The 25,842-nt window shown below is 60.1% G+C and carries 21 protein-coding genes; 13 read left to right on the top strand and 8 right to left on the bottom strand.

Going from position 1 to position 25,842, the window contains the following annotated elements; genetic code table 11:
* The first annotated feature begins 24 nt into the window (after positions 1–24).
* Together F6R97_RS10410 and F6R97_RS10405 are read left to right on the top strand one after the other, a co-directional pair.
* The gene (locus tag F6R97_RS10410; protein WP_038978942.1) at positions 25–1,752 is read left to right on the top strand and encodes an ABC transporter ATP-binding protein/permease; all 1,728 of its coding nucleotides are present in this window, start codon (positions 25–27) and stop codon (positions 1,750–1,752) included.
* A 171-nt stretch (positions 1,753–1,923) separates the two neighbouring features.
* Positions 1,924–2,673: a FadR/GntR family transcriptional regulator gene (locus F6R97_RS10405; protein WP_038978943.1), complete on the top strand. Its 750-nt coding sequence runs from the start codon at positions 1,924–1,926 to the stop codon at positions 2,671–2,673.
* Positions 2,674–2,810: 137 nt separating this feature from the next.
* Here F6R97_RS10405 and F6R97_RS10400 read toward each other — a convergent pair whose 3' ends face one another.
* Both F6R97_RS10400 and F6R97_RS10395 read right to left on the bottom strand, forming a co-directional pair.
* A complete protein-coding gene (locus tag F6R97_RS10400; protein ID WP_038978944.1) occupies positions 2,811–3,002 on the bottom strand; it encodes a hypothetical protein in 192 nt (63 codons plus the stop codon).
* 14 nt (positions 3,003–3,016) lie between these two features.
* Entirely contained in the window at positions 3,017–4,348 is a 1,332-nt protein-coding gene (locus tag F6R97_RS10395; RefSeq protein WP_048396585.1) for a hypothetical protein, read from the bottom strand.
* 235 nt (positions 4,349–4,583) lie between these two features.
* Here F6R97_RS10395 and kdgD point away from each other — a divergent pair, with 235 nt between their 5' ends.
* From kdgD to F6R97_RS10370, 5 genes are all read left to right on the top strand, one after another.
* A complete protein-coding gene (kdgD, locus tag F6R97_RS10390; protein ID WP_048396583.1) occupies positions 4,584–5,495 on the top strand; it encodes a 5-dehydro-4-deoxyglucarate dehydratase in 912 nt (303 codons plus the stop codon).
* Positions 5,496–5,556: 61 nt separating this feature from the next.
* Positions 5,557–7,002, top strand: coding sequence for an aldehyde dehydrogenase family protein (locus F6R97_RS10385; protein WP_315866490.1), 1,446 nt, complete (start codon positions 5,557–5,559; stop codon positions 7,000–7,002).
* Between the two features lie 209 nt (positions 7,003–7,211).
* A complete protein-coding gene (locus F6R97_RS10380) occupies positions 7,212–8,573 on the top strand; it encodes an MFS transporter (RefSeq protein ID WP_315866489.1) in 1,362 nt (453 codons plus the stop codon).
* A gap of 11 nt (positions 8,574–8,584) precedes the next feature.
* Positions 8,585–10,138, top strand: coding sequence for a galactarate dehydratase (garD, locus tag F6R97_RS10375; protein WP_038978949.1), 1,554 nt, complete (start codon positions 8,585–8,587; stop codon positions 10,136–10,138).
* 184 nt (positions 10,139–10,322) lie between these two features.
* Positions 10,323–11,264, top strand: coding sequence for an AEC family transporter (locus F6R97_RS10370; protein ID WP_315866488.1), 942 nt, complete (start codon positions 10,323–10,325; stop codon positions 11,262–11,264).
* 88 nt (positions 11,265–11,352) lie between these two features.
* Here F6R97_RS10370 and F6R97_RS10365 read toward each other — a convergent pair whose 3' ends face one another.
* The 6 genes from F6R97_RS10365 to gatC form a co-directional block, all read right to left on the bottom strand.
* Positions 11,353–11,730 carry a carboxymuconolactone decarboxylase family protein gene (locus F6R97_RS10365; RefSeq protein WP_050682830.1) on the bottom strand — a complete coding sequence of 126 codons (378 nt, stop codon included), beginning with the start codon at positions 11,728–11,730 and terminating at the stop codon, positions 11,353–11,355.
* Complete coding sequence (locus F6R97_RS10360; RefSeq protein ID WP_052965592.1) at positions 11,727–12,788, bottom strand: calcium/sodium antiporter; 1,062 nt, start codon at positions 12,786–12,788, stop codon at positions 11,727–11,729. Before F6R97_RS10360 ends, F6R97_RS10365 begins: the two co-directional genes overlap by 4 nt.
* 50 nt (positions 12,789–12,838) lie before the next feature.
* The gene (locus tag F6R97_RS10355; RefSeq protein WP_315866487.1) at positions 12,839–13,213 is read right to left on the bottom strand and encodes a septal ring lytic transglycosylase RlpA family protein; all 375 of its coding nucleotides are present in this window, start codon (positions 13,211–13,213) and stop codon (positions 12,839–12,841) included.
* 148 nt (positions 13,214–13,361) lie between these two features.
* Entirely contained in the window at positions 13,362–14,807 is a 1,446-nt protein-coding gene (gatB, locus tag F6R97_RS10350) for an Asp-tRNA(Asn)/Glu-tRNA(Gln) amidotransferase subunit GatB (RefSeq protein WP_048396576.1), read from the bottom strand.
* Positions 14,808–14,817: 10 nt separating this feature from the next.
* Positions 14,818–16,269 (bottom strand): Asp-tRNA(Asn)/Glu-tRNA(Gln) amidotransferase subunit GatA, encoded by a 1,452-nt coding sequence (gene gatA, locus F6R97_RS10345; protein ID WP_038978954.1) that lies wholly within the window; start codon positions 16,267–16,269, stop codon positions 14,818–14,820.
* Positions 16,270–16,285: 16 nt separating this feature from the next.
* Positions 16,286–16,573 carry an Asp-tRNA(Asn)/Glu-tRNA(Gln) amidotransferase subunit GatC gene (gene gatC, locus F6R97_RS10340; protein WP_007901429.1) on the bottom strand — a complete coding sequence of 96 codons (288 nt, stop codon included), beginning with the start codon at positions 16,571–16,573 and terminating at the stop codon, positions 16,286–16,288.
* A 210-nt stretch (positions 16,574–16,783) separates the two neighbouring features.
* On the opposite strand from gatC, the gene mreB reads away from it, so the two are divergent.
* The 6 genes from mreB to F6R97_RS10310 all read left to right on the top strand — a co-directional run bounded on the left by mreB (position 16,784) and on the right by F6R97_RS10310 (position 25,684).
* Positions 16,784–17,821 (top strand): rod shape-determining protein MreB, encoded by a 1,038-nt coding sequence (gene mreB / locus F6R97_RS10335; protein ID WP_002555108.1) that lies wholly within the window; start codon positions 16,784–16,786, stop codon positions 17,819–17,821.
* Between the two features lie 143 nt (positions 17,822–17,964).
* A complete protein-coding gene (gene mreC, locus F6R97_RS10330; RefSeq protein WP_315866523.1) occupies positions 17,965–19,113 on the top strand; it encodes a rod shape-determining protein MreC in 1,149 nt (382 codons plus the stop codon).
* A complete protein-coding gene (gene mreD, locus F6R97_RS10325) occupies positions 19,113–19,604 on the top strand; it encodes a rod shape-determining protein MreD (RefSeq protein ID WP_038978956.1) in 492 nt (163 codons plus the stop codon). The genes mreC and mreD overlap by 1 nt, the downstream gene beginning before the upstream one ends.
* 89 nt (positions 19,605–19,693) lie before the next feature.
* The gene (locus tag F6R97_RS10320) at positions 19,694–20,290 is read left to right on the top strand and encodes a Maf family protein (protein WP_038978957.1); all 597 of its coding nucleotides are present in this window, start codon (positions 19,694–19,696) and stop codon (positions 20,288–20,290) included.
* A 57-nt stretch (positions 20,291–20,347) separates the two neighbouring features.
* Entirely contained in the window at positions 20,348–21,805 is a 1,458-nt protein-coding gene (rng, locus tag F6R97_RS10315) for a ribonuclease G (RefSeq protein ID WP_008067330.1), read from the top strand.
* A 75-nt stretch (positions 21,806–21,880) separates the two neighbouring features.
* A complete protein-coding gene (locus tag F6R97_RS10310) occupies positions 21,881–25,684 on the top strand; it encodes a YhdP family protein (protein ID WP_315866486.1) in 3,804 nt (1,267 codons plus the stop codon).
* Positions 25,685–25,842: the final 158 nt, after the last annotated feature.

Raw genomic sequence — 25,842 nt, 5'->3', positions numbered from 1 at the left:
TCTTTTCTTTATCGAGCCTTATCCATGAATCAGAACGCTGAATATTCCGCGGTCAACGATGCTGTGCGCGGGCAGTTTTTTCGCAAAGTCTGGGCGATGATTACGCCTTACTGGCGCAGTGAAGAGAAGGGCAAGGCCTGGACGTTGCTGATCGCGGTCATTGCGCTGTCACTGGTCAGCGTAGGAATTTCGGTGTGGTTCAACACCTGGTACAAGGATTTTTACAACGCCCTGCAACAAAAGGACGAAGCGGCGTTCTGGCGGTTGATTCTGTATTTCTGCGGGATCGCAGCCGTCGCGATTGTCGGTGCGGTGTACCGGCTCTACCTGACCCAGATGCTGACCATTCGCTGGCGTGCCTGGCTGACGGAAAAACATTTCGCCCGCTGGCTCGGCAACAAGAATTACTACCAGATGGAGCAGGGCGGTTATACCGATAACCCGGACCAGCGGATCTCCGAAGACCTCAACAACTTCACCTCGAACACGCTGGAGCTGGGCATTGGTTTGCTTCGCAACATTGTCAGCCTGGTATCGTTTTCGATCATTCTGTGGGGTGTGTCGGGCAGTATCGAAGTGTACGGCTTTACCATTCCCGGCTACATGTTCTGGTGTGTGCTGGTCTATGCCGTGATCGGTAGCTGGTTGACGCATCTGATAGGCCGCCGTTTGATCGGTCTGAATAACCAGCAACAACGTTTCGAAGCCGACCTGCGTTTCTCGATGGTGCGGATTCGCGAGAATGCCGAAAGCATTGCGCTGTACAACGGCGAACCCAATGAAAATCGTCGCTTGAACAGTCGCTTCGGGATGGTCTGGCATAACTTCTGGGACATCATGAAGGTGTCCAAACGACTGACTTTCTTCACCGCCGGTTACAATCAGGCTGCCATCATCTTTCCGTTCATCGTCGCTTCGCCGCGTTACTTGTCCGGCAAGATCGAACTCGGTGAACTGATGCAAATCAGTTCGGCGTTCGGCAACGTGCAGGAAAGTTTCAGTTGGTTTATCAGTGCGTACCAGAGCCTTGCCTCCTGGCGCGCCACCTGTGATCGACTGTTGAGTTTCCGCCAGGCCATGACCGACAACGAAGACCGCGCACCGGCCATCGACGTGCAGAATCAGGGCACGGCGTTGAAGGTGCATAACCTTGGCCTCGACCTCGCTGACGGTCGTCATCTGCTGACCAACGCCGACATGACGGTGGAGGAGGGCGAGCGCGTCATGCTCAGCGGTCGTTCCGGCAGCGGTAAATCGACGTTGCTGCGGGCGATGGGGCATCTTTGGCCGGCTGGCCACGGCAGCATCCGTCTGCCGACGGGGCGTTACCTGTTCCTGCCGCAAAAACCCTATCTGCCGATTGGCAGCCTGCGCGAGGCGCTGAGTTATCCACAGCCGGGCGATACCTACCCGCACGAGCGCTACGTCCACGTGCTGGAAACCTGCCGCTTGCCGCACCTGGTTTCGCGTCTGGATGAAGCCAATCACTGGCAGCGCATGCTCTCGCCGGGTGAGCAGCAACGACTGGCCTTCGCCCGAGCGCTGCTCTATGCACCGCAATGGCTGTACATGGACGAAGCCACTTCGGCGATGGACGAAGAGGATGAAGCGTCGCTGTATCAGGCATTGATCGATGAGTTGCCGGGGCTGAGCATCGTCAGCGTCGGGCATCGCAGCAGCCTGAAGCGTTTCCATCCACGGCATGTGCGTATCGAGAATGGCCATCTGGTGGACCAAACAGTGACCGCCTGAACCTGTGGGAGCGTGGCTTGCCCGCGATGGCCTTCACGCGGTTTCTGACTGAGGACCGCGTTATCGTTCATCGCGGGCAAGCCACGCTCCCACAGGGAGTGGTGGTGATCGTACAACCGCGTTGAGCTATGATGCGGTTTCAGCCGTAACTTTCGAGAAAAGACGTTCACCATGGAAAACCCGATCGACGCACCTCGCCTCCCTCGCAAGCGCCGCAGCCTCGCTCAGGAACTGGTGACGGTGCTGTCCGAGCAGATCCGCGACGGTCATCTCAAACGTGGCGACAAATTGCCCACCGAGTCGGCGATCATGGATGCCCATGGCGTCAGCCGCACCGTGGTGCGCGAAGCGATTTCCCGTTTGCAGGCCGCAGGCCAGGTTGAAACCCGTCACGGCATAGGCACCTTCGTGCTCGATACCCCGAGCCCGAGCGGTTTCCGTATCGACCCGGCCACCGTGGTGACCTTGCGCGACGTATTGGCAATTCTGGAATTGCGCATCAGCCTGGAAGTGGAATCCGCCGGCCTTGCCGCGCAACGTCGCAGCGCTGAGCAGTTGGCGTTGATGCGAGCGGCGCTGGACGCGCTGAATGAAAGCGCCTCCCACGCCAGCGATGCGGTGGCTTCGGACTTCCAGTTCCACCTGCAAATTGCCCTGGCCACCGGCAACCGCTACTTCACCGACATCATGACCCACCTGGGCACCAGCATCATTCCGCGCACGCGCCTGAACTCCGCGCGCCTGGCCCATGATGATCAGCAGCACTACATGAGTCGCCTGAGCCGCGAGCACGAAGAGATTTACGACGCGATTGCCCGCCAGGATTCCGATGCGGCGCGGGCGGCCATGCGGTTGCACCTGACGAATAGCCGCGAGCGGCTGCGCCAGGCGCATGAAGAGGCGCAGGCACAGCGGGGCTGAGCGTCGCCAGAAAGGACGCCATCGCGGGCAAGCCCGGCTCCCACAGGTTTTGTGTCGATCACAATAGTGTGAACACATACAGAACCTGTGGGAGCCGGGCTTGCCCGCGATGGGGCCAGTAGCCTTCAATTAATCTTTCAGATTGTCTTCAAAATTCCCCGATCCACCCTCACCGCCAACTCAGCAGCCCCTGGTTTGGCATCGAAAACCGCATGCCCGCGTTCATCCACAAGCGCCCGGGCAATCGGCACGCCTTTGGACAGCAACTCCAGCGGCGCACCTTTCAGCGATTGGCCAGAAGCCAGTTCCAGTTTCAATTTGATAGTCATCAGTGATCTCCTTATCAGGCATTGGCCGCTGAATTCAGCACGCCGGTCGGTTGGTAGTCCTTGAGCAGCAAATAAGTGCTCCAACCCCACCAGTCGTCCACGGTGGCAGTGTCGTTCAAGTTGTTGACGTCCTTGCGCCGCAACACCTTGTTGCCCTCGACCTTGAACAGTGGCGAAAAATTGCCGGCCGGGTTCAGTACCGCTTGCAGGTCGGGCAGCCTTTTCAAAGCAGCGAAGCTGCCGGCCGACGGGGTGATGCCACTGAGGTACGCCGCGAACACTTCATCCGCAGACACCTGAACCGCTTGATTGACTTGGGTGCGATTGGCGCTGTCGATGGCGTCGAAGTAGCGCTTGTCGCCGTAGGCGTGCCAGCGATCGCCGTTGCCGTTGCTCACATTGAGGCCGAACTTGCTGTCTTCATCGTGCATGAAGCGGGTGATCAGCGAACCGAGATCGCTGGGCGTAACCACCGCCGCCAATTGTTTGCGCGGTACTCGCAGGTGGCCGGCGGAATACAGGTCGGTCAGGTAGTGATCGGCAAAAGCGTTCATCGCATAGGCCAGCTCCAACTGCTTTTCATCGCCGCTGTTGTGGGCCAGCACTGCTTGTTGCAGCGCCGCCGTGTGCCCGGCGATGTAGGCCAGCAACGCCCATTCGGCAAAGTGGTCGGCATTGTTGGCGGCCAGCTTCAGATAACGCCCCAAAGGGAACAGTGCCGAGACGAAACTGCCGCCGCCGGTGATCTTGTTCCACTCTTCCGACAACGTATCACCGAGGGCGTCATAAGCTTCGTGAGGCTGTTTGCCGTCCCTGATCGCTTGATTGATGGCGGCGATTTCCTTCTGCATGACGCCGAGGATCAACTTCGCCTCGGCGTTTGAGGCTGGCAGTACCGCCAGGGAGTTGAAGGCGTTGGTAAAGCGCTGGATTCGGTCCGCCGCTGTTGCGCCCTCGCAGATCGGTTGGTCGGGAATTCCATAAAAATCCCCTCCCAGTGCAATCACTTGTCCATAGGTCAATGCCAAGCCATTGGGCAGGTGCAACTCCACCTGCGAGGCCGGTATGGCAGGTGCATCCTTGACGAAGCGCAGCAAGGTGCTGTCGCCGATCGCGGTATGTTCTGCACCCTCGAACCTCAGCCGGGGCAAGCCTTGCAGCGATTTTTTCGGTGGCGACTGCAGCAGGCCTTGGCGCTGATGTTTGAGGCCGTGATGGCTGCAGGCGGTGAGTTTAAGCGTGTCGCCGTCGCCAGAAATAGCGATGCCGTGCGTGGTAAAAAGATCATCCAGATCGGCAATGACCTGTCGGGTATTTTCCTTCGGTTGTGCGTGTAGACCTGACATTTCTAGCTCCTTGATATGTCGTAGGTAGAATCCAAATTAACTGTATGTATATACAGTTGTATGGATCATAGATGAGAACTTTCCTACGTCAAGGAATTACTTTTTCCGACGCAAATTTTGCGGCTCGCGATGAAATGCAGTTGACGGTTGTATTTTAAGTTGTACGATGACCTACAACTTCGGCGAAGGCTGAACGGTTTTCTCACACAACGTTGCTACCCAGGGTGTTCGAATAATGAATCCACAAGAACTGAAGTCCATCCTCTCTTCCGGCCTGCTGTCGTTCCCGGTCACCGACTTCAATGCTCAGGGCGATTTCCATCGCGCGGGCTATATCAAACGTCTCGAATGGCTGGCCCCATACGGCGCCTCGGCATTGTTCGCCGCGGGCGGCACCGGTGAGTTCTTCTCTCTGGCGGCCAGCGAATATTCGGAAATCATCAAGACAGCCGTCGACACCTGCGCGACCAGCGTACCGATCCTGGCCGGTGTCGGCGGTTCGACTCGTCAAGCCATCGAATACGCTCAGGAAGCCGAGCGTCTGGGCGCCAAAGGCCTGTTGCTGCTGCCGCACTACCTGACCGAAGCCAGCCAGGACGGTGTTGCCGACCACGTTGAAGCGGTATGCAAATCGGTAAAAATCGGCGTGGTGGTCTACAACCGCAACGTCTGCCGCCTGACCGCTCCTTTGCTGGAACGTTTGGCCGAGCGCTGCCCCAACCTGATCGGTTACAAGGATGGCCTGGGCGATATCGAGTTGATGGTGTCGATCCGTCGCCGCCTCGGTGATCGCTTCAGCTACCTGGGCGGTTTGCCGACCGCTGAAGTCTACGCTGCGGCCTACAAGGCGCTGGGCGTGCCGGTTTACTCCTCGGCGGTGTTCAACTTCATCCCGAAAACCGCGATGGATTTCTACCACGCCATTGCTCGCGAAGATCACGCCACCGTTGGCAAGATCATCGACGACTTCTTCCTGCCGTACCTGGACATCCGTAACCGCAAGGCCGGTTACGCCGTGAGCATCGTCAAGGCCGGGGCAAAAATTGCCGGTTATGACGCAGGTCCTGTGCGTGCGCCGCTGACCGATCTGACGGGCGAAGAGTACGAAATGCTCGCGGCGCTGATCGACAAGCAAGGTGCGCAGTAACACATCCGATTAAACAAGGCCGCTGAGTATTCAGCGGCCTTTTGCGTGAGGAGAACATCCCGTGGCAAATGCCAAGCGTTTTAATAACTACATCAACGGCGAATGGGTGGCGGGCAGTGATTACTGCGCCAACATCAACCCGTCCGAGCTGACCGATACCATCGGCGATTACGCCAAGGCTGATCTGGCTCAGGTCCACGCCGCCATCGACGCCGCTCGCGCCGCGTTTCCGGCCTGGTCCACTTCGGGCATTCAGGCACGTCACGATTCACTGGATAAAGTCGGCAGCGAGATCCTCGCCCGTCGCGAAGAGCTCGGCACTTTACTGGCCCGGGAAGAGGGCAAGACTCTGCCCGAAGCCATCGGCGAAGTGACTCGCGCCGGCAACATCTTCAAGTTCTTCGCCGGTGAATGCCTGCGCCTGTCCGGCGACTATTTGCCGTCGGTGCGTCCGGGCGTCAACGTTGAAGTGACCCGTGAAGCGTTGGGTGTGGTCGGCCTGATCACCCCGTGGAACTTCCCGATTGCGATCCCGGCGTGGAAAATCGCTCCGGCCCTGGCTTACGGCAACTGCGTCGTGCTGAAGCCTGCTGATCTGGTGCCGGGCTGTGCCTGGGCGCTGGCGGAAATCATCTCCCGCGCAGGCTTCCCGGCCGGTGTGTTCAACCTGGTGATGGGCAGCGGTCGCGTGGTTGGCGATGCGCTGGTGCAGAACCCGAAAGTCGACGGCATCAGCTTCACCGGTTCCGTGGGCGTGGGTCGCCAGATCGCTGTCAGTTGCGTCTCGCGCCAAGCCAAGGTTCAGCTGGAAATGGGCGGCAAGAACCCGCAGATCATTCTCGATGACGCCGACCTCAAGCAAGCGGTCGAGCTGTCGGTACAGAGCGCGTTCTACTCCACCGGCCAGCGTTGCACCGCGTCGAGCCGCTTCATCGTCACCGCCGGGATTCACGACAAATTCGTCGAAGCCATGGCCGAGCGCATGAAGTCGATCAAGGTCGGCCACGCGCTGAAAACCGGCACCGATATCGGTCCGGTCGTCTCGCAGGCTCAGCTTGAACAAGACATGAAGTACATCGACATCGGCCAGTCCGAAGGTGCGCGTTTGGTCAGCGGCGGTGGCTTGGTGACCTGCGACACCGAAGGCTACTTCCTCGCCCCGACGCTGTTTGCCGACAGTGAAGCTGCGATGCGTATCAGCCGCGAAGAGATCTTCGGACCGGTGGCCAATATCGTTCGCGTCGCCGATTACGAGGCGGCGCTGGCCATGGCCAACGACACCGAGTTCGGTCTGTCGGCGGGCATCGCTACCACGTCGCTGAAGTACGCCAACCACTTCAAGCGCCACTCCCAGGCCGGGATGGTGATGGTCAACCTGCCGACCGCCGGCGTGGATTACCACGTTCCGTTCGGTGGGCGTAAAGGTTCATCCTATGGATCACGTGAGCAAGGTCGCTATGCGCAAGAGTTTTATACGGTCGTGAAGACCAGCTACATCGGCTCCTGACAGGAAACACCGCGGTATCTGATGCCTCCCCGGTGGTGCCGATACCGCAAACCGGCGTAGGAGCTGCCGAAGGCTGCGATCTTTTGATCTTGATTTTGGTGCCCTCAAGGACGCTAAAGATCAAAAGATCGCAGCCTTCGGCAGCTCCTACGCACGGACAAAAACAGCTTCACCCGCGCATAAAAATAATCAGTGGGAGTACATCTACAATGCAATCGACCAAGCCGACTCACGTCCGCTATTTGATCCTGCTCATGCTGTTTCTGGTGACCACGATCAACTATGCCGACCGGGCCACCATCGCAATCGCCGGCTCCAGCCTGCAAAAAGACCTCGGCATCGACGCGGTCACCCTCGGTTATATCTTCTCCGCATTCGGTTGGGCCTACGTGGCCGGGCAAATTCCCGGTGGCTGGCTGCTGGACCGTTTCGGTTCGAAAAAAATCTACGCGCTGAGCATTTTCACCTGGTCGCTGTTCACTGTGCTGCAGGGCTATGTCGGTGAGTTCGGCATGTCCACGGCCGTGGTTGCGCTGTTCATGCTGCGTTTTTTGGTGGGCCTGGCCGAAGCGCCATCCTTCCCCGGCAACGCACGCATCGTAGCGGCCTGGTTTCCGACTGCTGAACGCGGTACCGCCTCGGCGATCTTCAACTCGGCGCAATACTTTGCCACCGTGTTGTTCGCGCCGCTGATGGGCTGGATCGTCTACAGCTTCGGTTGGCAGCACGTGTTCATCGTCATGGGCGTGATCGGCATCGTCTTCTCGGGCATCTGGCTGAAGGTGATCTACAGCCCTCGCCAACACCCGATGATCAACGATGCCGAGTTCAAGCATATCGCCGACAACGGCGGCATGGTCGACATGGACCAGGACAAAGGCAAAAAGGGCGACGGTCCGAAGTGGGACTACATCCGCCAGCTGCTGACCAACCGCATGATGCTCGGCGTGTACCTGGGCCAGTACTGCATCAACGGCATCACCTACTTCTTCCTGACCTGGTTCCCGGTGTATCTGGTGCAGGAGCGCGGCATGACCATCCTCAAGGCCGGTTTCATTGCCTCGCTGCCGGCGATCTGCGGGTTTATCGGTGGGGTGCTCGGCGGGGTGATTTCCGATTACCTGCTGCGTAAAGGCCATTCGCTGACCTTCGCCCGCAAGGCGCCGATCATCGCTGGCTTGCTGGTTTCCAGTAGCATCGTGGCTTGCAACTATGTAGACGTTGAATGGATGGTCGTCGGCTTCATGGCCTTGGCATTCTTTGGCAAAGGCGTCGGTGCGTTGGGCTGGGCGGTGGTGTCCGACACCTCGCCGAAACAGATCGCCGGTCTCAGCGGTGGCCTGTTCAACACCTTCGGCAACATCGCGTCGATCACCACGCCGATCGTAATCGGTTACATCATCAGCTCCACCGGCTCGTTCAAATGGGCGCTGGTGTTCGTCGGTTGCAACGCGCTGGTAGCCGTCTTCAGCTATCTGGTGATCGTTGGCCCGATCAAGCGTGTGGTGCTCAAAGAGCCGCCAGTCAGCGGTCCTGAAACCAACAATAAGTTATCTGAAGCGCATTTCTGAGGAGCGGCGTCATGCAGTTGATTGAACATTCCGACTCGCCGCGCTACATCCGCCTGCACGAGCGGGACAATGTGGTGATCGTGGTCAACGATCAGGGCGTGCCGGCCGGCACGGAATTCCCCGATGGCCTGGTCACCGTGGATTTCGTGCCGCAGAGCCACAAGGTCACGCTCGAGGACATTCCCGAAGGCGGCCAAGTGATTCGTTACGGCCAGACCATTGGCTACGCGTTGCAGCCGATTCCTCGCGGCAGCTGGGTCAAGGAAGATCAACTGCGCATGCCGACCGCGCCACCGCTGGACAGCCTGCCGCTGTCCACCGAAGTGCCGGCCGCGCAGGCACCGCTGGAAGGCTTCACCTTCGAGGGTTATCGCAACGCCGACGGCACCGTCGGCACGCGCAACATTCTCGGCATCACCACCACCGTGCAGTGCGTTACCGGCGTGCTGGATCATGCGGTGAAGCGCATCAAGGACGAGTTGCTGCCCAAGTACCCGAACGTCGACGACGTGGTGGCGCTGACCCACAGTTACGGTTGCGGCGTGGCGATCACCGCCACCGACGCGTACATCCCGATTCGTACCGTGCGCAACTTGGCGCGCAACCCGAACCTGGGGGGCGAAGCACTGGTGATCAGCCTGGGCTGCGAGAAATTGCAGGCCGGGCAGGTGATGCACGAGAACGACAGCTCGGTGGATTTAAGCGATCCGTGGCTGTACCGCTTGCAGGATTCCAGTCACGGTTTCACCGAGATGATCGAGCAGATCATGGCGCTGGCCGAGACTCGTTTGAAGAAGCTCGATCTGCGTCGTCGGGAAACCGTGCCGGCGTCCGAGCTGATCCTCGGCATGCAGTGCGGCGGCAGCGATGCGTTCTCTGGCATCACTGCCAATCCGGCGCTCGGCTATGCCTCAGACCTGTTGTTGCGGGCGGGGGCGACGGTGATGTTTTCCGAAGTCACCGAAGTGCGTGATGCGATTTACCTGCTGACGTCCCGCGCCGAAACTGAGGAAGTGGCTCAGGAACTGGTGCGGGAAATGGACTGGTACGACCGTTACCTGGCCAAGGGCGAAGCGGATCGCAGTGCCAACACCACTCCGGGGAACAAGAAGGGCGGGTTGTCGAACATTGTCGAGAAGTCTCTGGGCTCGATCGTCAAATCCGGCAGCAGCGCGATCAATGGGGTGCTGGGCCCTGGCGAGCGCTTCAAACGCAAAGGGCTGATTTTCTGCGCAACCCCGGCCAGTGATTTTGTCTGCGGGACGTTGCAGTTGGCGGCGGGGATGAACCTGCATGTGTTCACCACCGGGCGGGGTACGCCTTATGGGTTGGCGATGGCGCCGGTGGTGAAGGTGTCGACCCGCACAGAACTGGCGCAGCGCTGGCCCGACCTGATTGACATCGATGCCGGGCGGATTGCCACCGGGCGGGCGTCGATTGAGGAGCTTGGCTGGGAGTTGTTCCACTACTACCTGGACGTGGCCAGCGGCAAGAAACAGACGTGGGCGGAGCAGCATAAGCTGCATAACGACATTACCTTGTTCAACCCTGCGCCGATAACGTAAGACCGCGTTATCGTTCATCGCGGGCAAGCCCGCTCCCACAGGGGCTTCTTTGTTGCACAAATTGTGTGAACACCGAAGATCACTGTGGGAGCGGGCTTGCCCGCGATGGCGATCTACCAGACGGCAGGGGACTTGGTGGCTTATCATTAGCCCCCTAACGACGCCCACCCAAGGTTCTCCCGGCATGCTGGCTATTTTCCTCGAAACCCTGAACATCACCGCGCCGGTGTTTGCCATGCTGTTTCTGGGGGCGCTGCTCAAGCGCATCGACTGGATCAACGACAATTTCATTCATACCGCGTCGGCCCTGGTGTTCAACGTCACCATGCCGGCGTTGCTGTTTCTGGGCATCTTGCATGCCGACCTGCACGCGGCGTTGCAACCGGCGCTGCTGATCTACTTCTCGATCGCGACGCTGCTGTGTTTTGCGATTGCCTGGGGCTGGGCGATCTGGAAATGTCCGCGGGAAGACCGGGGCATCTACACCCAAGGCGCGTTTCGCGGCAACAACGGCGTAATCGGTCTGGCACTGGCGGCGAGCATGTACGGCGACTACGGGATTTCCCTCGGGGCCATTCTCGCAGCGTTGGTGATCCTGTTCTACAACACGCTTTCGACCATCGTGTTGGCGGTCTACAGCCCGGTGATCAAGTCTGATCCGTGGAGCATCTGCAAAAGCGTGATGGTCAACCCGCTGATCATCAGCGTGTGTGCGGCGGCGCCGTTTGCCTATTTCAAAATCGGTTTGCCGGGGTGGCTGGAAACGTCCGGCCAGTACCTGGCACAAACCACCTTGCCGTTGGCGTTGATCTGCATCGGTGGCACGTTGTCGCTGGCGGCGATGCGCAAAAGCGGCACGATGGCGCTGAGTTCAAGCCTGGTGAAGATGATCGGCTTGCCGGTGCTGGCGACGCTGGGTGCCTGGCTCTGGGGCTTTCGTGGGGCGGAGCTGGGGATTCTGTTTCTGTACTTCGGCAGCCCGACCGCTGCGGCCAGTTTTGTCATGGCCCGGCAGGCCAACGGCAATCATGAACTGGCGGCGGCGATCATCGTGATTACCACGCTGATGGCGGCGGTCACCACCAACGTCGGGATCTTTTTGTTGCAGTGGGGTGGGTGGATGTAGGAGCTGCCGAAGGCTGCGATCTTTTGATCTTTGCCACCTTCGAGCGCGCCGAAAATCAAGATCAAAAGATCGCAGCCTTCGGCAGCTCCTACGGTTTCTGGTAACTGTCGATCACTTCCTGCGCCGCCCGAAACGCATCGATCGCCGCCGGCACGCCGGCATACACCGCGCAATGCAGCAGCGCCTCGCGAATCTCTTCCACGGTGCAGCCGTTGTTCAGCGCGCCACGCACATGGCCTTTCAATTCTTGCGGGCACTTCAACGCGGTCAGCGCGGCGAGGGTGATCAGGCTGCGGGTTTTCAGCGACAGACCTTCGCGATTCCAGACACCGCCCCAGGCGTGTTCATTGACGAAGTCCTGCAGCGGCTGGGTGAACTCGGTGGCGTTGCCCAAGGCGCGGTCGACGAAGGCGTCGCCCATCACTTGGCGGCGGACTTCAACCCCAGCCTTTTTATCAGTGCTCATGGCAGTTCCCTCTTGTGGTGTTGGCGACGCCAGGCGCGCAGCGACGTGAACAGCAAAAACGCCCCCAGCGCCGGCAGGACGAAAAACAGCATCAGGTGTTCAAGCTTGCCGGCCAGCGGCATGCCGGTGGTGAACGACACCACGTGCAGCCCATAGGCCAGGTACAAACCCAAAAACAGCAGGCCTTCGGCGCGCGTCACCCGGTAGCCGGAATAGAACACCGGCAGGCACAGCACCGCGACACCGAGCATCACCGGCAGGTCGAAATCCAGGGCGTTCGGCGAGACCGACAGCGGCGACGGCGCGATCAATGCAGTGAGCCCGAGCACGCCCAAGAGGTTGAGCAGGTTGCTGCCGATCACGTTGCCCACCGCGATGTCCCGCTGACCGCGCAACGCGGCGATCAACGAAGTGGCCAGCTCCGGCAAGGACGTGCTGACAGCGACGATGGTCAGGCCGATGATCCGCTCCGATAACCCCAGGTCGGTCGCGACCGCCACTGCGGCGCCGAGCAGCAAGTGCCCGGCGAACACCAGCATCGCCAGCCCGGCGACGATCATCAGCAAGCTGCTGAACCATGGTGCCTGCGGTGCGTCATGAGCGCTCGATGACGGACGGGCCGAGTGCCGCGACTGGCGCAGCAGCAAGCCCAGATACAGCACCAGCGCGCCTAACAGAATAATGCCGTCTGTGCGGTTCAGTTCTTCATTCCAAGCCAGTACGAACACCAGCAGGCTGGCGCCGATCATCAGCGGAATATCCAGGCGCACCAATTGCCGCGAAACCCGCAGCGGAATAATCAGCGCCGAGAGCCCGAGGGTGACGAGGATGTTGAAGATGCTGCTGCCGATCACGCTGCCGACGGCGATGTCGGCGTTTTGCGCCAGGGTGGCTTGCAGGCTGACCGCCATCTGCGGTGCGCTGCTGCCGAGGGCCACGATGGTCAGGCCGATGATCAGCGGCCGCACATGCAGTCGCGCGGCCAGGCGCACAGCGGCGCGCACCATCAGTTCGGCACCGGCGATCAGTAAAAACAGACCGCTGAACAATTCAATCACGCTGATCAGGGGTAAATCGGCAAGTCCGAAAATAGTCAGCGCTCCGTCTATCAGTCGTCGAGGGCTTGCACGCGAACTTTCGCGGTGCCACTGCGCAGCATGCCCAACTGTTCGGCCGCTTCGCGTGACACGTCGATCAGGCGCCCACGAGAGTATGGCCCGCGGTCGTTGACGCGCACCACGCAGGACCTGTCATTATTCAGGTTGGTAATCTTCACTCGGGTGCCGAACGGCAACTGGCGATGGGCGGCGGTCAGGCCGTGCTGGTTGAAACGCTCGCCACTGGCGGTGCGTTTGCCATGGTGTTTGGCGCCGTAATACGAAGCTACGCCAGTCTTGTCGTAGCCGTGTGGATCAACAATATCCGTGTTGGCGCAACCGGCCAGCAGAGAGAGCAGGGCGCAGGCACTGAGCAGACGCTTCATAAAAGGTATCCCGGAAACAAATGTGGGAGCGGGCTTGCTCGCGAATGCATTCTGACAGTCAACCTTGTATTGAGTGCCGAACAGCATTCGCGAGCAAGCCCGCTCCCACAGGGAATGGAGCCAGGTTTGAATGCTGGCTCCATTCTCATCAGCCTTCGAGCTTGCTTTTAAGCAGTTCGTTGACCTGTTGCGGGTTGGCCTTGCCTTTGGAGGCTTTCATGGCCTGGCCGACGAAGAAGCCGAACATCTTGCCGCGTTTGGCTTCGTCTGCCGCGCGGTATTGTTCGACCTGCTCGGCGTTGGCCGCGAGCATTTCGTCCAGCACCGCCGAGATCGCGCCGGTGTCGGTTACTTGCTTGAGGCCGCGCTTGTCGATGATCTCGTCCGCGCTGCCTTCGCCGTTGGCCATGGCTTCAAAGACCACTTTGGCAATCTTGCCGGAGATGGTGTTGTCCTTGATGCGTAGCAGCATGCCGCCCAGTTGCTCGGCCGAAACCGGCGACTGGTCGATGTCCAGGCCTTGCTTGTTCAACAGGCTGCCCAGTTCAACCATCACCCAGTTGGCCGCCAGTTTGGCGTCGCCGCCGATGCTCGCGACTTTCTCGAAGTAATCGGCTTGCTCGCGGCTGGTGGCCAGGACGCTGGCGTCGTAGACCGATAGACCGAACTGTTCCTGGAAACGCTCGCGCTTCTGCGGTGGCAGTTCCGGCAGGGTGGCGCGCACGTCGTTGAGGAACGAGTCCTCGATGACCACCGGCAGCAGGTCCGGATCGGGGAAGTAACGGTAGTCGTTGGCTTCCTCTTTGCTGCGCATCGGACGGGTTTCGTCTTTGTTCGGATCGTACAGACGGGTCTGCTGGATCACCTTGCCGCCGTCTTCGATCAGCTCGATCTGACGCTGCACTTCGGTGTTGATTGCCTTCTCGATGAAGCGGAACGAGTTGACGTTCTTGATCTCGCAGCGCGTACCGAACTCAACCTGGCCCTTTGGACGGATCGACACGTTGCAGTCGCAACGCAGCGAACCTTCGGCCATGTTGCCGTCGCAGATGCCGAGGTAACGCACCAGCGCATGGATCGTTTTGACGTAGGCCACGGCTTCCTTGGCGCTGCGCATGTCCGGCTCGGAAACGATTTCCAGCAGCGGCGTACCGGCACGGTTCAGGTCGATGCCGGTGGCACCGTTGAACTCTTCGTGCAGGCTTTTGCCGGCGTCTTCTTCCAGGTGCGCACGGGTCACGCCGACACGTTTGATCGTGCCGTCTTCCATGGCGATGTCCAGGTGGCCCTTGCCGACGATCGGCAATTCCATCTGGCTGATCTGGTAGCCCTTGGGCAGGTCCGGGTAGAAATAGTTTTTACGGGCGAACACGTTGTGCTGACCGATCTCGGCATCGATGGCCAGGCCGAACATCACCGCCATGCGCACTGCTTCCTGGTTCAGCACCGGCAATACGCCGGGCATGCCGAGGTCTACCAGGCTGGCCTGGGTGTTCGGCTCGGAACCGAAGGTGGTGGAACTACCGGAAAAGATTTTCGACCGGGTGGTGAGCTGGGTATGAATCTCCAGCCCGATCACGACTTCCCATTGCATGTGTTTCTCCTCAGAAGCCGGTTGGGGTGCGGGTGTGCCAGTCAGTGTTGAGCTGATACTGATGGGCAACGTTCAACAGGCGGCCTTCCTGGAAATACGGGGCGAGCAACTGCACGCCGACCGGCAGGCCATCGACAAAACCTGCAGGCATGGACAAGCCCGGCAGACCGGCGAGGTTGGCGGTAATGGTGTAGACGTCTTCCAGGTACGCAGCGACCGGGTCGCTGTTCTTGGCGCCGAGCTTCCAGGCCGGGTTCGGCGTGGTTGGGCCGAGGATGATGTCGACCTCATTGAAGGCCGCCATGAAGTCGTTCTTGATCAGACGACGAATCTTCTGCGCCTTCAGGTAGTAGGCGTCGTAGTAACCGGCCGACAGCGCGTAGGCACCGACCATGATCCGGCGCTGCACTTCCGGGCCGAAACCTTCGCCACGGGAACGCTTGTACAGGTCTTCCAGGTTTTTCGGGTCTTCGCAGCGATAGCCGAAACGCACGCCGTCGAAACGCGACAGGTTGGAAGACGCTTCCGCCGGGGCGATCACGTAGTACGCAGGGATGGCGTGCTGCATGTTCGGCAGGCTGATTTCCTTGACCACGGCGCCGAGCTTTTTCAGCTCTTCAACGCTGGCCATGACCAGGTCGGCGATACGTGGGTCCAGACCGGCGCTGAAGTATTCCTTTGGCACGCCGATGCGCAGGCCTTGCAGCGAACCGTTGAGGCCGGCGCTGTAATCAGGCACGGGCTCATCGATGCTGGTGGAGTCCTGCGGGTCGAAACCGGCCATGCCTTGCAGCAGGATCGCGCAGTCTTCGGCGGTGCGGGCCAATGGGCCGCCCTGATCGAGACTGGACGCGTAGGCGATCATGCCCCAGCGCGAAACGCGACCGTACGTCGGTTTCAGGCCGGTGAGGTTGGTCAGCGCGGCGGGCTGACGAATCGAACCGCCAGTGTCGGTGCCCGTCGCCGCTGGCAACAGACGAGCGGCAACCGCAGCAGCCGAACCGCCAGACGAGCCGCCCGGAACGTGTTCCAGGTTCCACGGGTTTTTCACCGCGCCGTAGTAGCTCGACTCGTTGGCCGACCCCATGGCGAATTCGTCCATGTTGGTCTTGCCCAGGGTCACGGCCCCGGCAGCAGCCAGTTTGGCGACCACGGTGGCGTCGTACGGTGCTTTAAAGTTGTCGAGCATCTTCGAGCCGCAGCTGGTGCGGATGCCCTGGGTGCAGAACAGGTCTTTGTGGGCGATCGGCGCGCCGAGCAGGGCGCCGCTCTCACCATTGGCCCGACGAGCGTCAGCGGCTTTCGCCTGCTGGAGCGCCAGGTCTTCGGTGAGGCTGATGAAACTGTTGAGCTGCGGGTCGAGCTGGGCGATACGCGCCAGCAGGACTTTGGTCAGCTCTTCGGAAGAAAACTTTTTATCGGCGAGTCCGCGGGCGATCTCGGCCAGAGTCAATTGATGCATTGCAGGCTCTTTCCCTTTAGTCGATGACTTTCGGAACCAGATACAGGCCGTTTTCGACCGCTGGTGCGATGGACTGATAGGCCTCGCGATGATTGGTTTCGGTCACGACGTCTGCACGCAGGCGCTGGCTGGCTTCCAGTGGGTGGGCCAGCGGCTCGATACCGTCGGTATTGACCGCTTGCATTTCGTCGACCAGCCCGAGAATGCTGTTCAGGGCCGAAGTGATGTGTGGAAGATCGGCATCATTGAGGCCAAGGCAGGCCAAATGAGCGATTTTTTCCACGTCGGAGCGTTCAAGCGCCATGGGATTCTCCAGTGGAAAACAAAACGGACCGCGTCCGTGTGTTAGATTGTCGGAACACTACCGCATATCTACGGTCTCAGGGCCGCGATTGTGGTGCTTGGTGCACAGAAAAGCGGCCAATTTAACATATTGGCGCCTTGCCCAAAATCCCTGTCGTTGTTAGAGTTTGCCGCACTTTTTTACCCACGCGTTGCCTAGGGTCCCTTTCCCATGTTCAAGAAACTGCGTGGCATGTTTTCCAGCGATCTTTCCATTGACCTGGGCACTGCCAACACCCTTATTTACGTGCGCGAGCGCGGTATCGTCCTGAATGAGCCCTCCGTTGTGGCTATTCGGACACACGGTAACCAGAAAAGTGTCGTTGCTGTCGGCACCGAGGCCAAGCGCATGCTCGGCCGTACGCCGGGCAACATTGCTGCCATTCGTCCGATGAAGGACGGTGTGATCGCCGACTTCAGCGTCTGCGAAAAAATGCTGCAGTACTTTATCAACAAGGTTCACGAAAACAGCTTTCTGCAGCCTAGCCCTCGTGTGCTGATCTGCGTTCCATGCAAATCGACCCAGGTTGAGCGTCGTGCCATCCGTGAATCGGCCCTTGGTGCCGGTGCCCGTGAAGTATTCCTGATCGAAGAGCCGATGGCTGCTGCGATCGGTGCTGGCCTGCCGGTTGAAGAGGCTCGCGGTTCGATGGTTGTCGATATCGGTGGCGGTACGACTGAAATCGCGCTGATCTCCCTCAACGGTGTGGTTTATGCCGAATCCGTACGGGTTGGCGGCGACCGCTTCGACGAAGCGATCATCACCTATGTGCGTCGCAACTACGGCAGCCTGATCGGCGAATCCACCGCCGAGCGTATCAAACAGGAAATCGGTACGGCCTACCCGGGCGGCGAAGTTCGTGAAGTCGATGTTCGCGGCCGTAACCTGGCCGAAGGCGTTCCACGCGCATTCACCCTGAACTCCAATGAAGTGCTGGAAGCTCTGCAAGAGTCCCTGGCCACCATCGTTCAGGCTGTGAAAAGTGCATTGGAGCAATCGCCTCCGGAGCTGGCGTCGGATATCGCCGAACGTGGCCTGGTACTGACCGGTGGTGGCGCCTTGCTGCGCGACCTCGACAAGTTACTGGCCCAGGAAACCGGTCTGCCGGTGATCGTCGCCGAAGACCCGCTGACCTGCGTTGCTCGCGGCGGTGGTCGTGCATTGGAAATGATGGATAAACACACCATGGATCTGCTTTCCAGCGAATAAGTCGCCGGATCGCCTCTATGCTGTTGAGCGCACAGGCAGCACTTTGCAGTGCTGCCTGTTGGCGTTTATCTTCTGTCAGTCTGCATCCAGGCCGGTTTGATGCCGTATGAATAAAGAGAACATTTGCCTGGGAGGAGCGGCTTATTAAACCGCTTTTCACCAAAGGCCCCTCACTGGGCGTGCGCTTGTTGGTGCTGGCCGTGCTATCGGTCGCGCTGATGGTGGTCGATGCCCGCTTCACACTGCTCAAGCCAGTGCGTAGCCAAATGTCGCTGGTGCTGATGCAGTCTTACTGGATCACCGATCTACCGCAGCGGCTATGGCAAGGTGTGGCCAGCCAATTCGGCAGCCGGACCGAACTGGTCGCCGAAAACGAAAAACTCAAAACCGAAAACCTGCTGTTGCAGGGGCGCATGCAAAAGCTGGCCGCCCTCACCGAGCAGAACGTTCGGCTGCGCGAGTTGCTCAACTCTTCCGCGCTGGTCAACGAAAAGGTCGAAGTGGCCGAGTTGATCGGCATGGACCCCAACCCCTTTACCCATCGCATCATCATCAATAAAGGTGAGCGCGACGGCGTGGTCCTCGGTCAGCCGGTGCTCGATGCCCGCGGCCTGATGGGGCAGGTGGTGGAGTTGATGCCGTACACCTCTCGCGTACTGTTGCTGACTGACACCACCCACAGCATCCCAGTGCAGGTGAACCGTAACGGTCTGCGGGCGATTGCCAGCGGCACCGGCAACCCGGAACGCCTTGAGCTGCGGCATGTGGCTGATACCGCCGACATTAAGGAAGGCGATCTGCTGGTCAGCTCCGGTCTTGGCCAGCGTTTCCCTGCGGGTTACCCGGTGGCGACGGTCAAGGAAGTGATTCACGATTCCGGTCAGCCATTTGCCATCGTTCGTGCGGTGCCGACCGCCGCGTTGAACCGCAGCCGTTATCTGCTGTTGGTGTTCAGTGATGGCCGCACGCCTGAGGAACGCGCCAACGAAGCCGCCCAGGCTCAGGAAGCGCTAGACCAGCACGGCGGTGGGCCGATCATTCCAGCAACCGTGCCCAAACCTGCCGTGTCGGTGATACCGGCTGCGGTCGCTGCTCCGGCTGTTCCGGCCGCTGCGCCTGCTGTCGCACCTGCTGCCGCGACCCCGGCAAAACCGGCCGCTGCCCATGCTGCCAGCAAGCCACCCGCGTCGGCACCAGCCGCCGCCAAACCACCGACGGCTCAGCCCGCTGCCGTGAAGCCTGCTGCCAAACCGCCTGTCTCCGCGCCGGCTACCACTGGGGGAAGAGAATAATGGGCGGTGCAACTTCCTCCCGAAACGGCTGGATGGTCTGGTTGACCTTCGCCATTGGCATGCTGCTCAGCGTTTCGCCATTGCCGCAGTTCATGGAAATCCTGCGTCCTCTGTGGCTGGCCTTGCTGTTGGCCTTCTGGGCGTTGGCCCTGCCGCAGAAAGTCGGCATGGTGACCGCCTGGTGCCTGGGGCTGGCCGAAGACGTGCTGTATGGCACGTTGCTGGGCCAGAACGCGTTGATCCTCACGCTCATTACCTTCCTGGTGCTGTCGCTGCAACAGCGCCTGCGCATGTTCCCGATGTGGCAACAGAGCCTGGTGATCCTGGTGATCTTCGGTCTCGCCCAACTGGTTCAGTTGTGGCTGAGCGCCCTGACCGGCAATCGTCAGCCGACCCTCGCGCTGGTGTTGCCGGCACTGGTCAGCGCGTTGCTCTGGCCATGGATCAGCTACGGTTTGCGCGGTTTGCGTCGACGCTACAAAATCAATTAATTCGGTCAGGCATGTGCTCGCGCCGGTGCCCTGTCTCGCCAAAAAGGAACAGTATTTGTGAGACAGGGCACTAGCAGGGAGATGTCTTGATGAAGCAGCTGTACCTCGCCTCAGGCTCGCCGCGTCGGCGTGAACTGCTCACGCAGATCGGCGTGTCGTTCTCCGTCATCAGCGCGGACATCGATGAAACCCCTTTACCTGAAGAATGCCCATCGGCCTATGTCGAGCGTCTGGCGCGCGGCAAGGCCGAGGCCGGGCACGGGACGGTCGTGTCCGACGCCGATTTCTGCGTGCTGGGTGCCGACACCGCCGTAGTGCTGGACGGGAAAATTCTCGGCAAGCCGGTGGACGAAGCCGACGCATGCGCCATGCTTATGCTGTTGTCCGGGCGCGAACATGAAGTGCTGACAGCGATTGCGGTGCGCGATGGCGAGCGCTGCGAGTCTTTGGTGGTGCGCAGCCTGGTGCGTTTTCGCAATATCGACCGCGACGAAGCGGCGGCCTACTGGGCCAGCGGCGAACCTCGGGACAAGGCTGGCGGCTACGGGATTCAAGGGCTGGGCGCGGTGTTCGTCGCCGGGCTCAACGGCAGTTATTCGGCGGTGGTCGGATTGCCGCTGTGCGAAACCTGCGAGCTGCTCGGCCATTTCGGCATACCCTGTTGGCAAACCCTTAACGCGCGCTGAGCGTCGTACTGACAAGATGCGGCCATTATCGTGAACATGCCTGAACGAGACCCTGCCATGAGTGAAGAGATCCTGATCAACATCACGCCGATGGAATCGCGCGTGGCGGTGGTCGAAAACGGTGTCCTGCAAGAGGTCCACGTCGAGCGCACGCAAAAGCGCGGGATCGTCGGCAACATCTATAAAGGCAAGGTCGTGCGGGTATTGCCGGGCATGCAGGCGGCCTTCGTCGATATCGGGCTGGATCGCGCAGCGTTCATTCATGCCTCGGAGATTTCCCTTCGCGAAGGCCCGACGGTGGAAAGCATCAGCGCGCTGGTTCATGAAGGTCAAAGCCTGGTGGTGCAAGTCACCAAGGACCCGATCGGCTCCAAAGGCGCACGCCTTACCACGCAACTGTCGATTCCGTCGCGCTATCTGGTGTACATGCCGCGCACCGCCCACGTTGGTATTTCCCTGAAGATCGAGGACGAAGCCGAGCGTGAACGCCTCAAGCAAGTGGTCACCGACTGCGTGGCCAAAGAAGGCATCAAGGAAGCCGGCGGTTTTATTCTGCGCACTGCTGCCGAAGGGGCCGGGGCCGATGAAATCCTCATGGACATCCGCTACCTGCGCAGGCTCTGGGACCAGATCAACGAACAGATCAAGACCATCAGCGCGCCGAGTGTGATCTACGAAGACCTCGGCCTCGCGCTGCGTACCTTGCGCGATCTGGTGAGCCCGAAGATCGAGAAGATCCGCATCGATTCGCGGGAAACTTTCCAGAAAACCACGCAGTTCGTCGCCGAACTGATGCCGGAAATCGCCGACCGTCTGGAGCATTACCCAGGTGAACGGCCGATCTTCGACTTATATGGCGTCGAAGACGAAATCCAGAAAGCCCTGGAACGCAAGGTGCCGCTCAAATCCGGCGGTTATCTGGTGGTCGATCCGGCGGAAGCCATGAGCACCATCGACGTCAATACCGGGGCCTTCGTCGGTCATCGCAACCTCGAAGAAACCATCTTCAAGACCAACCTCGAAGCCGCCACCGCCATTGCCCGTCAGCTGCGCCTGCGTAACCTGGGCGGGATCATCATCATCGACTTCATCGATATGGAAGATGAAGAGCATCAGCGTCAGGTGTTGCGCACGCTCGAGAAGCAACTGGAACGCGATCACGCCAAGACCAACATCATCGGCATCACCGAGTTGGGCCTGGTACAGATGACCCGCAAGCGCACCCGCGAAAGTCTTGAGCAAGTGCTGTGCGAACCGTGCAGCAGCTGCCAGGGTCGCGGCAAACTCAAGACTCCGGAAACCGTGTGCTACGAAATCTTCCGCGAAATCCTGCGTGAGGCCCGGGCTTATCAGGCCGAAGGCTACCGGGTGCTGGCGAATCAGAAAGTGGTCGACCGTTTGCTCGACGAAGAGTCGGGCAACGTCGCCGAGCTCGAAGGCTTTATCGGACGCACCATTCGGTTCCAGGTGGAAACCATGTATTCCCAGGAACAATACGACGTGGTGTTGCTCTGAATCGTTGTGTTTCAACTCCACTAGAACGGCTGGCCTCAGCTTTTTGCAGTATTTTTGCCATGGGAGCCAACTGACATGGACCGTCTGACACGCATTTTGGCCGCACTGACCCGCTGGGGTCTGGGCCTGTGTGCGTTGGTTTTGGTGCTGATGGCGCTGTTTGTCAGCCTCGGCCGGGAGCTGACGCCGCTGGTGGCCGAGTACCGTGCCGACGTCGAAGACAACGCCAGCGTTGCCTTGGGCATGCCCCTGCAGATCGGCAAGCTGGAAGGCAACTGGAGCGGCCTCGCTCCGGTTCTGCTGGCCCATGACGTGATGGTCGGCGAGGGTTCCAATGCCTTGCGCCTGGATCAGGTGCGCGCGGTGCCGGATCTCTGGGCCAGCCTGCTGGCGCGCGAAGTGCGCATCGCACACCTGGAACTCAACGGCCTGAAGATCAGCCTCAAGGAAGGTGAAGACGGTCATTGGGCGCTGGAAGGCTTGCCGGTGCAGCAGGACCAGCCGCTAAATCCGGAGCAGTTGCTCAATCGCATGCAGAGGGTCCAGCAGCTGTCGGTACTCGACAGCCAGATCACCTTGCAGCCGCTGGGGGAGTCGCCGCTGACCCTGACGTACGTCGGCCTGAATCTGAAAACCGGTCCATCCCGCCAGCGGCTCGATGCCCGTTTGACCCTGCCCGACGGCCAGCCGGTGGCGATGAGCCTGCGCACCCGTTTGCGCGCTGCTCAATGGAAGGACGGCGAAGCGGACGCTTACCTGAGCCTGCCGCAGAGTGATTGGTCGAAATGGTTGCCCGAGCGTCTGACCCAGCAATGGAACTTCTCCGAGATCAAGGCCGGTGGCGAGCTCTGGGTGAACTGGAGCAAGGGCACCCTGCAACGCGCCGCGATTCGTTTGAACGCGCCGCAACTCAAGGGCGCCTATGCCGAGCGCAATCCGATCCAGATCAACAATCTGGCGCTCAACGGGTATTTCCAGCGCAGTTCCACAGGCGTTCTGGTGACCCTGGATTCTCTGGCGATGAGCCTGGGTGACACCCGCTGGGAATCGAAACTGCAATTTCAACAAACTGCCGCGACAGACAAGGTGCCAGAGCTCTTGCATCTGCAAGCCGACCGTCTCGATCTCACACCGCTCACTCCGCTGCTGAACGCACTGGGCCCACTGCCCGAAGGTGTCGCCACGGCGGTCGAGCGGCTCAAGGTCACCGGAGTTTTGCGCAACGTGCTGATCGACTTCCGCCCAGCCGCTACCGATGACAGCAAATTCAGCTTTGCCGCCAATCTGGAAAAGGTCGGCTTCGACGCTTATCGCGGTGCACCAGCGGTGCGAAATGTCAGTGGCAGCATCAGCGGCGATCTCGGGCAAGGTGAGCTGCGCATGGACAGCAAGGATTTCTCCCTGCACCTGGACCCGATTTTCGCCAAGCCATGGCAATACATTCAGGCCAATGCCCGGTTGACCTGGAAACTCGACAAAGAACGTTTCACCCTGATCTCGCCGTACCTGAAGGTGCTGGGCGAGGAGGGCAAGATTGCCGGCGACTTCCTGATCCGCCTGCATTTCGATCACACCCAGGAAGACTACATGGACCTGCGGGTCGGCCTGGTCGACGGCGACGGTCGCTACACCGCCAAATACCTGCCAACGGTTCTCAGCCCGGGCCTGGACGAATGGCTGCGCACCGCGATTCTCAAAGGCGCGGTGGATGAAGGTTTCTTCCAGTACCAGGGTTCGCTCAACCACGGCGCCGCCGAAACGGCTCGCAGCATCAGCCTGTTTTTCAAGGTCCACGATGCCGAGCTGGCGTTTCAGCCGGGCTGGCCGCATGTCAGCAAGGTCAGCGGCGATGTGTTCATCGAAGACAGCGGTGTGCGGATTCTCGCGAGCAAGGGCCAATTGCTCGACACTCAGGTCCGTGATGTCTACGTCAATATTCCCCGTGTGCCCCCTGGGCAGAGCAGTCATCTGTTCCTCGACGGCGCCTTTGATGGCGGGTTGGGCGATGGCCTGAAGATTTTGCAGGAAGCGCCGATCGGCACTGCCGACACGTTCGCCGGTTGGGAGGGCGAAGGCGAACTGCAAGGCAAGCTCAAGCTCGATATCCCGCTGGTCAAAGGCGAGCAGCCGAAAATCCTCGTCGACTTCAAGACCGCCAAGGCCCGTTTGAAGCTCAGTGAGCCCACCCTGGAACTGACACAACTCAAGGGCGATTTCCGTTTCGACAGCACCAAGGGTCTGAGCGGGCAAAAGATCACGGCGCGAGCCTTCGACAAGCCGGTGACAGCACAGATCTTCGCCGAAGGCAGCCCGGGCAAGCTCAACACTCGGGTTGCCGCATCGGGTGAGGTCGAGGTCAAGAAACTCACCGAATGGCTGAATGTCACTCAGCCATTGCCGGTGACGGGGATGATCCCTTATCAGCTGCAGCTAAACCTTGATGGCGCCGACAGTCAATTGATGGTCAGCTCCAACCTCAAAGGCGTGGCGGTGGATTTGCCGGCGCCGTTCGGCATGGCCGCCGATGTCGGGCGCGATACCGTGTTCCGCATGACCCTGCAAGGAGCCGAGCGGCGTTACTGGGCCACCTATGGTGAACTGGCAAGCTTCACGTTTGCGGCACCGACCGGCGATTTCGCCGACGGTCGCGGCGAGTTGTTTCTCGGTGGCGGCAGTGCGGTGTTGCCTGGCGCCAAAGGTTTGCGCGTGCGTGGCGTACTGTCCGAGCTGGATGTCGCCCCTTGGCAGGATCTGGTGACCAAATATGCTGGCCAGGATCCGGGCGGCAGTGCCAAGCAGTTGCTCAGTGGCGCGGATTTGAAGATTGGCAAGCTCAGCGGTTTTGGCACCACCCTGGATCAGGCGTCGGTGCAGTTGGCGCGCAAACCGGCCGCGTGGGCCCTGCAACTCGATAGTCAGCAGGCCAAGGGCAGCGTCGCAATTCCCGATGCGAAAGCTGCACCGATTGCGGTCAATCTGCAATACGTACGTTTGCCGGCACGAGACCCTACGGCGCTGGCTGACGAGAATTCGCCGGATCCGCTGGCCACGGTGGACCCGACGAAGATCCCGGCGCTGGATGTCACCATCAATCAGCTGTTCCAGGGCCCGGATCTGGTGGGCGCGTGGCACCTGAAAGTTCGACCGACCGCCAAGGGTGTCGCCTTCAATGCCCTTGATCTGGGCCTCAAGGGCATCCTCTTGCGGGGCAGCGGTGGCTGGGAAGGCACGCCGGGTAATTCCGGCAGTTGGTACAAGGGCCGAGTCAGTGGCAGGAACCTTGCCGACGTGCTCAAGGGCTGGGGGTTTGCGCCGAGCGTCACCAGTGAAGAGTTTCATATGGATGTCGACGGTCGCTGGCCTGGGTCACCGGCGTGGCTGGCGACCAAGCGCTTCTCCGGCAGTCTTGATGCGTCACTCAATAAAGGTCAGTTTGTTGAAGTCGAGGGCAGCGCTCAGGCGCTGCGGGTATTTGGTCTGCTCAACTTCAACTCCATCGGCCGCCGCTTGCGCCTGGACTTTTCCGACCTGTTCGGCAAAGGCTTGAGCTATGACCGGGTCAAAGGCCTGCTGGTCGCCAGTAACGGGGTCTACGTGACCCGTGAACCGATTCTGCTGACCGGTCCGTCGAGCAATGTGGAGCTCAACGGCACACTGGACCTGGTGGGTGATCAGGTCGATGCCAAGTTGTTGGTGACTTTACCGGTGACTAACAACCTGCCGATTGCCGCGCTGATCGTCGGTGCACCGGCCGTCGGCGGGGCGTTGTTCCTGATCGATAAGCTGATCGGTGACCGCGTGGCGCGCTTCGCCAGCGTCAAATACACCGTCAAAGGCCCATGGAAAGAACCGAAAATCACCTTCGACAAGCCTTTTTGAAAAGCCATCCTGCGCACCTATGGAGTAGCATGTTTTTATGCGGCGCCGCTTACCCCTGTAGGAGCTGCCGCAGGCTGCGATCTTTTGACTTTAAAGATCAAGGTCAAAAGATCGCAGCCTCGTTTCACTCTGCAGCTCCTACAGGTATGCGTAGATTT

This window comes from Pseudomonas sp. JV414, from assembly GCF_032424305.1.
Classification (GTDB): Bacteria; Pseudomonadota; Gammaproteobacteria; order Pseudomonadales; family Pseudomonadaceae; genus Aquipseudomonas; species Aquipseudomonas lini.
The sequence above is the reverse complement of the archived record's forward strand: the minus strand, read 5'-3'. Positions and strand labels throughout refer to the sequence as shown.

Bases quoted from the DNA above. Each gene is read 5' to 3' on its own strand.
- rng (WP_008067330.1), top strand. From the start codon at position 20,348: ATGAGTGAAGAGATCCTGATCAACATCACGCCGATGGAATCGCGCGTG.
- F6R97_RS10410 (WP_038978942.1), top strand. From the start codon at position 25: ATGAATCAGAACGCTGAATATTCCGCGGTCAACGATGCTGTGCGCGGG.
- F6R97_RS10320 (WP_038978957.1), top strand. From the start codon at position 19,694: ATGAAGCAGCTGTACCTCGCCTCAGGCTCGCCGCGTCGGCGTGAACTG.
- gatA (WP_038978954.1), bottom strand. From the start codon at position 16,269: ATGCATCAATTGACTCTGGCCGAGATCGCCCGCGGACTCGCCGATAAA.
- F6R97_RS10380 (WP_315866489.1), top strand. From the start codon at position 7,212: ATGCAATCGACCAAGCCGACTCACGTCCGCTATTTGATCCTGCTCATG.
- F6R97_RS10405 (WP_038978943.1), top strand. From the start codon at position 1,924: ATGGAAAACCCGATCGACGCACCTCGCCTCCCTCGCAAGCGCCGCAGC.
- F6R97_RS10365 (WP_050682830.1), bottom strand. From the start codon at position 11,730: ATGAGCACTGATAAAAAGGCTGGGGTTGAAGTCCGCCGCCAAGTGATG.
- garD (WP_038978949.1), top strand. From the start codon at position 8,585: ATGCAGTTGATTGAACATTCCGACTCGCCGCGCTACATCCGCCTGCAC.
- gatC (WP_007901429.1), bottom strand. From the start codon at position 16,573: ATGGCGCTTGAACGCTCCGACGTGGAAAAAATCGCTCATTTGGCCTGC.
- mreD (WP_038978956.1), top strand. From the start codon at position 19,113: ATGGGCGGTGCAACTTCCTCCCGAAACGGCTGGATGGTCTGGTTGACC.
- F6R97_RS10400 (WP_038978944.1), bottom strand. From the start codon at position 3,002: ATGACTATCAAATTGAAACTGGAACTGGCTTCTGGCCAATCGCTGAAA.
- F6R97_RS10370 (WP_315866488.1), top strand. From the start codon at position 10,323: ATGCTGGCTATTTTCCTCGAAACCCTGAACATCACCGCGCCGGTGTTT.
- F6R97_RS10310 (WP_315866486.1), top strand. From the start codon at position 21,881: ATGGACCGTCTGACACGCATTTTGGCCGCACTGACCCGCTGGGGTCTG.
- gatB (WP_048396576.1), bottom strand. From the start codon at position 14,807: ATGCAATGGGAAGTCGTGATCGGGCTGGAGATTCATACCCAGCTCACC.
- mreB (WP_002555108.1), top strand. From the start codon at position 16,784: ATGTTCAAGAAACTGCGTGGCATGTTTTCCAGCGATCTTTCCATTGAC.
- F6R97_RS10355 (WP_315866487.1), bottom strand. From the start codon at position 13,213: ATGAAGCGTCTGCTCAGTGCCTGCGCCCTGCTCTCTCTGCTGGCCGGT.
- kdgD (WP_048396583.1), top strand. From the start codon at position 4,584: ATGAATCCACAAGAACTGAAGTCCATCCTCTCTTCCGGCCTGCTGTCG.
- F6R97_RS10395 (WP_048396585.1), bottom strand. From the start codon at position 4,348: ATGTCAGGTCTACACGCACAACCGAAGGAAAATACCCGACAGGTCATT.